This window comes from Mesorhizobium metallidurans STM 2683 (assembly GCF_000350085.1).
GTDB classification, from domain to species: Bacteria; Pseudomonadota; Alphaproteobacteria; order Rhizobiales; family Rhizobiaceae; genus Mesorhizobium; species Mesorhizobium metallidurans.
In genome coordinates this window covers 20,122-28,454 of sequence record NZ_CAUM01000151.1, presented here as the reverse complement: position 1 = coordinate 28,454, position 8,333 = coordinate 20,122, and the positions used below count along the sequence as shown (strand labels likewise).

Here is an 8,333-nt window from a genome sequence, read left to right as displayed (position 1 = left end):
GCCCGCCTTGCGGCCGATGATGCGGTTGGCGGCGGAAACCACGGCTTCCAGCGAAGCGGCGACGATGTTGGTGTTGATGCCGGCGCCGAACAGCTTGCCGCCGGGATGTTCCATCTCGACATAGGAGATGGCCGAGGCATTGGAGCCGCGCTGCATGGAATGCTCGGAATAGTCGAGCACCGACATCTCAACGCCGACATGGCGCGACAGCGCATCGACGAAGCCGTCGATCGGGCCGGTGCCGGTGCCTGATATAGTCACTTCCTTGCCCCTGTCGAGAATGATCGCCTCCACCACGCGCCGGCCCTTGGTTTCGGTGTCCGGATAGGTGTTGTGGTCGAGGAATTTCAGCCGCGCGCCGGGCTGGTCGATATAGGTGTCGAGAAAGCGCTCGTGGATGCGCTTGACCGGCACCTCCTTGCCTTCGGCATCGGTGATCGCCTGGATCGCCTGGCTGAATTCGATCTGCAGGTTGCGCGGCAAATGGAGGCCGTAGTCCGCCTGCAGCACATAGGCGATGCCGCCTTTGCCGGATTGCGAATTGATGCGGATGATTGCCTCGTAGTTGCGGCCGACATCGGCCGGATCGATCGGCAGATAAGGCACTTCCCAGTGCGGCGTGTTGGCCTTGCGCAGCGCCTTCATGCCCTTGTTGATGGCATCCTGGTGCGAGCCGGAAAAGGCCGTGTAGACGAGTTCTCCGACATAGGGATGGCGCTCCGGGATCTTCAACTGGTTCGAATATTCGTAGACGTCCTTCATCCGGTTGATGTCGGAGCAATCGAGTTCGGGATCGATGCCTTGCGTGTACATGTTGAGCGCCAGGGTGACGATGTCGACATTGCCGGTGCGCTCGCCATTGCCGAACAGGGTGCCTTCGACGCGATCAGCGCCTGCCATCAGGCCGAGCTCGGTGGTGGCGATGCCGGTGCCGCGATCATTGTGCGGGTGCAGTGAAATGAGCAGGTTTTCTCTGATATCGAGATTGCGGCACATCCATTCGATGCGATCGGCATAGATGTTGGGCGTCGACATCTCGACCGTGGATGGCAGGTTGATGATCAGCTTGTTGTCCGCCGTCGGCTTCACGATCTCGGTGACGGCGTTGCAAATCTCCAGCGCCACGTCGAGCTCGGTGCCGGTGAAGCTCTCCGGCGAGTACTCGAACCGGTAACCGCCGCCGGCCTTGGCCGCCATGTCGGTGATCATCTTGGCCGCGTCGGTGGCGATCCGCTTGATGCCGGCAACGTCCTTCTCGAAGACGACGCGACGCTGCAATTCACTGGTCGAATTGTAGAAATGCACGATCGGATTGGTAGCACCCTTCAGCGCCTCGAAAGTGCGGGTGATCAGTTCGGGACGGCACTGTACCAGCACCTGCAGCGAGACGTCGGCCGGCACATTGCCCTCCTCGATGCACCAGCGGGCGAAGTCGAAATCGGTCTGCGAGGCCGAGGGAAAACCGATCTCGATCTCCTTGAAGCCCATGTCGAGCAGCAGGCCGAACATGCGCGCCTTGCGCTCGTGGCCCATCGGGTCGATCAGCGCCTGATTGCCGTCGCGCAGGTCGACCGAGCACCAGATCGGCGCCTTGTCGATGATTTTCGAAGGCCAGGTGCGGTCGGTGAGGCCAACGGTCGGATAGGGCTGATATTTGCGGGCAGCGTCCGGCATGCCCCGGGCTGCCTCCGGCATGCCCCGGGCTGCTTCCTGCATGCCCTTTGCCATGGGTTCCCCGCCATCGCGGATATCTTCTCGTGCGTTCATCGTCGTTTCTCCCGGCGGCTCGCAGACCCGCCTTCAGGCGGAATTGGTGCCGAGCGGCGCCTTACCAAAGTTTCGTTCGTTTGATGTGACTGCCAATTTGGCCAAGGAGCGTGCGCGTGAGCGGCGGTTCGACCGCCGGGCGCTCCTTCAGCGAACCCGGCGATCGCCGATAAGGCCGAGAAGCAGCAGGGTCGACGCAAGCGCGCGCACGGTCTCGCCGGCAAAGCCGGTCTGACGGGAAGCGACGAAGGGAACGCGCGTGTTCATGGCGGTTCTCATACAGGAGCAGGTTGTGGGAGGCAAGTGGGTTGCCTGGCGGCGCGGCGCGCTCGCTCTTCCCCACACGGTGCAAATGCGCCAGACTGGGCTGTCGACTTGGCGACAATGCCGGGGGAGGTCGTCTGTGAATTTCGTGTTCTTCTCGCCGCATTTTCCGGCCAATGGCGCCGACTTCTGCGACCGGCTGAAGAAGGCCGGCGCCACTGTGCTCGGCATCGGCGATGCGCCCTATGAAGCGCTGAACGGAAAACTGAAGACGGCGCTGTCGGAATATTACCGCGTCGCCGACATGGAGGACTACGAGCCGGTGTTCCGGGCGATGGGCCATTTCATCCACAAATGGGGCCGCATCGACCGCTTCGAGTCGCTCAACGAGCATTGGCTGGAACTGGAAGCCAACATCCGTACCGACTTCAACATCTTTGGCACCAAACTCGATTTCGTGAAGAATTTGAAGCGCAAGAGCCGCATGCGCGCCTTCTTCCGCAAGAGCGGCGTCGAGACCATACCGCAGCGCAAATGCTCAGACCGGGCCGGCGCCATGACCTTTATCCGCCGCGTCGGCTATCCCGTGGTGGTGAAGCCGGATTCCGGCTCCGGCGCCTCGAACACCTTCAAGATTTCAAATACGAGGGAACTCGACCAGTTCTTCAAGGACAAGCCGGAAGATGTCAGCTTCGTCATGGAGCAGTTCATCGAAGGGCTGGTGGTCACCTTCGACGGCCTGGTCAACCGCGACGGTAAGGTGGTGCTTGCCGCCAGCCACCGCTACGACCAGAGCGTCATGGAGGTGGTCAACCGCGACCGCCATATGAGCTACACCTGCTTTCCCGAGATCAGCCCGGCGGTGGAGGAGGCAGGCCGGAAGATCCTCCGGGCATTCGATGTGCGCGAGCGCTTCTTCCATATCGAGCTGTTCGAGACGAAGGACAACCGCATCATCGCGCTGGAGGTCAACATGCGGCCACCCGGCGCCTGGATGACCGACGCCATCAACTACACGTTCGACATCGACGTCTATGCGGCGTGGGCCGAGATGGTGGTCAGGGATGCCGCCGGCGGTCCCTACAAGGGCAAGTATTTCACCGCCTATGCCAGCCGCAAGCGGCACCTCGACTATTTGCACAGCCATGCCGACGTGCTAGCCGCCCATGGCGACAAGATCGTCCACCATCAGGCCATAGAAGAGGTTTTCAGCCGCGCCATGGGAAACTACGCCTATCAGATGCGATCGAAAGACGCCCAAGCGCTGCGCGAAGCGGTCGGCTACATCCACGCGGAAAAGGCGTGAGGCCGATGGATATCTCCTATCACAAGGGTTTTGCCCGCAACCTTGGCCGCGACATGGAATACAAGCGCTACGGCCATGCCGGGCGGCCTGTGGTGGTGTTTCCGACCTCGCAAGGACGGTTCTACCAGTTTGAGGATTCCGGCGGGGTCGCAGCGCTTTCGGAGTTCATCGACACCGGCCGCGTCCAACTTTTCACCCTCGATGGCATCGATTCGGAATCCTTCTTCGCCAAGCATGCCGACCCGGCCGACCGCATCGCCCGCCACGAAGCCTATTTCCGCTATGTGCGCGAAGAGGCGATGCCGGAAGTTCTATCTACAGCGACCGAGGCCAATGGCGGACGCACGCTGAAGCCGTTGTTTTCAGGCTGTTCGATGGGCGGCTATCATGCGTCGAACTTCGTCTTCCGATTTCCGGAACTGGGCAGCGGCGTGATTGCGCTGTCGGGGGTCTATTCGACCCGCGACTTCTTCGGAGAGGCGCTCGACGGCAACATCTTCTTCAACTCGCCGCTCGACTATCTTCCTGGCATCGTCGACCAGAAACTGCTCGGCCGGCTGAAGGCGCTGAGGCTGATCTTCTGTTGCGGGCAGGGGGCATGGGAAGAACGGATGCTGGTCGAGACACGGGCGCTGGAACAGGTGCTGCGCGAAAAGTCCATTCCCGCCTGGGTCGACTATTGGGGAGGCGATGTCAGCCATGACTGGCCATGGTGGCACAAGCAACTGGTCTATTTCTTCGCCCGCTGGCTGGATGACGACCTGATGCACAGGCTGGATTGACGGCCCCGCCCGATCCCATCCGACGCTTCGTCGAGGCCACTAATGAAGGCGACACCGCGGCGTTTCTCGACACGTTCACGGCGGATGCGTTGCTGAGCGACTGGGGCCGCACCTTCAACGGGCGCGCAGAGATCGCGCGCTGGAACCAGTCGGACAATATCGGCGTGCAGTCCCATCTCAGCATTGTCCGCGTCGCAGCTGTGGACGACACCTATCAGGTCCGCATTGCCGTAAAGGGCAATGGCTTCAACGGCGAGGGCGACATGACCTTCACGCTGGACGGCGAACTCATCTCCAGCCTGGTGATTACTTGAACCGAGCAATTGATCCCGGCGGCGAAGAAATCTCCTGCTGCTGTTCGCGCCATCGCGCGAAACGGCGGTCAGTCATGGCGGGCAAGGAACGCCTCGGTGACAGCCATGCAATCCTGCCTTTCCTCGACATGCGGCATGTGGCTCGATTGCGGGAAGACATGGCCTTCAACCGTGGGAATGCGGTCGAGGAAGGGCTGGATGCAGGCTGGCGTGGCTTCATCATAAAAGCCGCGAAAGGCAAGTGTCGGCGCTTCGATTGATGGCAACCGGTCGATGATCGTCCAGTCGCGCATGGTGCCGACGACGTGGAATTCGTTGGGACCGTTCATGGTGTGATAGACGGTGGGATCGGCGTCGATGGCGGCGAAGGTGCGCGCCACCTCGGCCGGCCATGGGATGACGCGGCAGACGTGCCGGTCGTAGAATGCCCGGGTCGCCGCGAGGTAATCCGGATGGTCCATCGTCCCGTCGGCTTCGTGCTGGTCGAGAGCTTGCCGCACCGCCGCCGGCAGTTCCGCGCGTAACTGCCCCGCGCCTTCGACCCACAGCTTCATTGACGCGAGCGAGTTGGCGAGCACCAGCGCCTTGAGGCCTGGCGGCCGGCGCACCGCGTGCTCGGCGGCGAGCATGCCGCCCCAGGATTGCCCCAACAGGGTATAGCTCTGCCGGATGCCGAGATGGTCGAGCAGCGCGTCCAGTTCGCCGAGGAAGAATTCGACCGTCCAGAAGTCCCCGCCCTTGTCCGGCAGATGCGTGGAGCGCCCGTTGCCGATCTGATCGTAGTGGACCACCGCGCGGCCGAAGCCGGCAATATCCTTGAAGCTGTCGACATAATCATGGGTGCAGCCAGGCCCGCCATGGGCAACAACCAGCGGCGGCTTGCCCGAGCCCAGGTCTCCCGTCACGCGGTACCAGGTCTTGTAGGCCCCGTAGGCGCTGAAACCTTCCGCTACCGCAAGATCGTTCATTATGTCCCTCCACCCGGTTGGCTCGGCAGCGACCGTCGATCAGCGGTCTCCGACGTTGTTCGCGGCAAAGGGTATAGAGGCGGACCGGCAGGCGACCAGCTAGCAATAACGTTAGTTTTGATGGTGCCGGGACAGGTTTTGGCCCTGGCTGATCGGTCCGAGCAACCGGTAGTGGGCCGCCAAGGCGATGGCGTGGAAGCGGTTACGGGCGCCGAGCTTGCGGCTGGCGGCGTTGAGATGCAGCGTCGCGGTCGGCACGCTGCGGCAGATTTCATGGGCGATCTGCTTGGCCGTCAACCCGCAAGCCGCCATGCTCAGGCACTGGCGTTCCCTCGAAGTCAGGTGGAAATATTGGCTTGTCCTGGTCCGCTGATCGAAGCCGGCATAGACGGAATCGTGGAACAAATGTCCGAGGTCGCCAATGCCGGGCAGCAACATCTGCGCCTCGACTTCGAAATCCGGCTCCGGATCGAGGCGGATGGCGGTGAAGGTGGCGAGATCGCCGCCGTCGAAGCGGATCGGCACCGTCACGCCGCATGTCATCTTGGTGTCCAGGAGGTAGCTTATCACCGGATCATGCTTGCGCTGCAGGATGCGCCGCATGACCGGGCTCTGAGATCCCCTGTGCGACCACAGGAACGGCCGTGACACCGCGAGCGCCGCCTCCTGCACCGGATCGAGCTGGTAGTAGCCACCCTTGCACCAGAGGTCCTGCATGTCGGACGGCACATTGGCGAGCGCCATCAGCGACGGCGTGATCAACTCGCCGTCATGGCTGACCGGGACAGGCGTATAGTCGTAGATCAACGAGGTGAACCCGGCCGGTGCGAGCACGCGCATCGCTGCCGCCATCGCGGCATCGACGCGCATTCCCGTATGAAATTCACTTTCGAAATCGCCGGACAGGCCCTGCATGAGCAAAAGCTTACTCACCCGCTAATGTTTGTCAAACGGGCATATTCGCGGAATGCTCAACAAATAAGCAAAGCGCGAGCGCGGCTTGCTTGTTCTGAGGGGCTTGGAGGTCCAAAACTATCTTAATTCACAGCTATCCCGGCTGGTTTGTCGCGCCATAGGCTATGTGCGATGGATTACGGTCCGCCGGCGCTTGCCACCTGGCGTCCGTCGCGGTTTGCAATCACCCACTTCCCTAGAGGAGCAAGACAATGCGATCCCGGAAGGTTTTCAGTGCAATGATGGCCGGTGCCGGCCTGGCCGGCCTCACGCTGATGGCGCCTCTGACCGGCGCCGCCGCGCAGGAAGGCAAGGCTGGCGGAACGCTCAAGCTCCTTGCCAACGCCGCGGCCGGTACGATCGACCCGCATATCAACTACACGCTGCAATATTTCCAGATCAATTACATCCTCTATGACGGGCTGGTGACCTTCCGCAAGACTGGCGACAAGACCGGCTTCGAGGTGGTCGCCGATCTGGCCGAAAGCCTGCCCAAGCCGGATGACGGCGGCAAGAAATACGTCTTCACGCTGCGCAAGGGCATCAAGTTCTCGGACGGGTCGGACCTGACCACGGCCGATGTGGTGGCGTCGTTCCAGCGCATGTTCAAGATCAGCGGTCCGACGACGGGCACGCTCTACAACGGCATCGTCGGCGCCGACAAATGTCTCAAGACGCCGGCGACCTGCACGCTCGAAGGGGGCGTCGTCGCCGATGAGGCGGCAGGCACGGTTACCTTCAATCTGGTGGCGCCCGATCCCGATTTCCTGCAGAAGATCTCCATTCCGCATGCGGCGATCCTGCCCGCCGAGGCGCCGCTCAAGGACACCGGCACCGTGCCCATTGCGGGCACCGGACCATATATGATCGCCAGCTACGATCCTAACAGCCTGCTCAAGATGGTGCGCAATCCGCATTTCAAGGAATGGAGCAAGGAGGCACAGCCGGCCGGCTATCCCGACGGGATAGACTATGGCTTCGGGCTCAACGACGAGGCGGCGGTCACTGCGGTGGAGAACGGCCAGGCCGACTGGATGTTCGACCCTCCACCGGCCGACCGGCTGGCGGAACTGGGCACCAAATATGCCAAGCAGGTGTCCGTGCATCCGCTGACGGCAATGTGGTATGCGCCGATGAACACCAATCTGGCGCCATTCAACGACATCCGTGTCCGGCAGGCGGTCAACTATGCCATTGACCGGGCGGCCGTCGTCAAGCTGTTCGGCGGCAGCAATCTGGCGCAGCCGTCCTGCCAGATCCTGCCTCCGGATTTCCCCTCCTACGCGCCCTATTGCCCGTTCACCGCCAATCCCGGCGAGAAATGGTCGGCGCCTGACCTGGAGAAAGCCAAGGCGCTGGTCGCCGCCTCCGGCACCGCGGGCCAGGAGGTGACAATCATCACCGAGGACACCGAAGTGTCGAAGTCGATCGGTATCTATCTCCAGGACGTGCTGAACGGACTTGGCTACAAGACCTCGGTCAAGCCGATCTCGCAGAATATCCAGTTCACCTACATCCAGAACACCAACAACAAGGTGCAGATTTCGGTCTCGCAATGGTTCCAGGATTATCCGAAGCCCTCAAACTTCCTGCAAGTCCTGTTCAGCTGCGCGTCGTTCAACCCCGGTTCGGATGCCTCGGTCAACATTTCAGGCTTCTGCGACAAGGCGATCGATCAGAAGATGGTGGAAGCCCAGACCGCCACGATCGCGGATCCGGCCAAGGGCGCGGAATTGTGGACGGCCGTCGACAAGGCGGTCACCGACGCGGCACCGGTAGCCGTGCTTTTCACGCCGAAGCGCATCGACCTGATCTCGCCGCGGTTGAAGAACTTCGTCTTCAGTCCGCAATTCTACTGGATCATGAGCCAGTCATGGGTTGAGTGATCCGGCCACGGCGGAACGGTGCGCAATCTTACGCCGTGGTTGCTTTTCCCGCTGATCGGTGCACTTTCGAGTCCGAACTTTTGCAGTCCAAG

General features: G+C 61.7%; 7 protein-coding genes. 4 read left to right on the top strand and 3 right to left on the bottom strand.

Features of this window, described 5'->3' with window-relative positions:
* Positions 1–1,767 (bottom strand): 2-isopropylmalate synthase (leuA, locus tag MESS2_RS27585; RefSeq protein WP_083918706.1); only part of this gene is annotated, 1,767 nt, incomplete at its 3' end.
* Between the two features lie 403 nt (positions 1,768–2,170).
* Between leuA and MESS2_RS27580 the strand changes: the two genes are divergently transcribed.
* The 3 genes from MESS2_RS27580 to MESS2_RS27570 are packed head-to-tail and all read left to right on the top strand — an operon-like array spanning position 2,171 to position 4,433.
* Positions 2,171–3,337 (top strand): ATP-grasp domain-containing protein, encoded by a 1,167-nt coding sequence (locus tag MESS2_RS27580; RefSeq protein ID WP_008877888.1) that lies wholly within the window; start codon positions 2,171–2,173, stop codon positions 3,335–3,337.
* A 5-nt stretch (positions 3,338–3,342) separates the two neighbouring features.
* Positions 3,343–4,119, top strand: coding sequence for an esterase family protein (locus tag MESS2_RS27575; RefSeq protein WP_040594146.1), 777 nt, complete (start codon positions 3,343–3,345; stop codon positions 4,117–4,119).
* The gene (locus MESS2_RS27570; protein ID WP_008877886.1) at positions 4,116–4,433 is read left to right on the top strand and encodes a nuclear transport factor 2 family protein; all 318 of its coding nucleotides are present in this window, start codon (positions 4,116–4,118) and stop codon (positions 4,431–4,433) included. Before MESS2_RS27575 ends, MESS2_RS27570 begins: the two co-directional genes overlap by 4 nt.
* A gap of 68 nt (positions 4,434–4,501) precedes the next feature.
* On the opposite strand, the gene MESS2_RS27565 is transcribed toward MESS2_RS27570, so the two are convergent.
* Together MESS2_RS27565 and MESS2_RS27560 are read right to left on the bottom strand one after the other, a co-directional pair.
* Positions 4,502–5,401 (bottom strand): proline iminopeptidase-family hydrolase, encoded by a 900-nt coding sequence (locus tag MESS2_RS27565; protein ID WP_008877885.1) that lies wholly within the window; start codon positions 5,399–5,401, stop codon positions 4,502–4,504.
* A gap of 111 nt (positions 5,402–5,512) precedes the next feature.
* Entirely contained in the window at positions 5,513–6,334 is an 822-nt protein-coding gene (locus tag MESS2_RS27560) for a helix-turn-helix transcriptional regulator (protein WP_244440099.1), read from the bottom strand.
* 233 nt (positions 6,335–6,567) lie between these two features.
* Here MESS2_RS27560 and MESS2_RS27555 point away from each other — a divergent pair, with 233 nt between their 5' ends.
* Positions 6,568–8,241 (top strand): ABC transporter substrate-binding protein, encoded by a 1,674-nt coding sequence (locus MESS2_RS27555; protein WP_008877883.1) that lies wholly within the window; start codon positions 6,568–6,570, stop codon positions 8,239–8,241.
* Positions 8,242–8,333 lie beyond the last annotated feature (92 nt).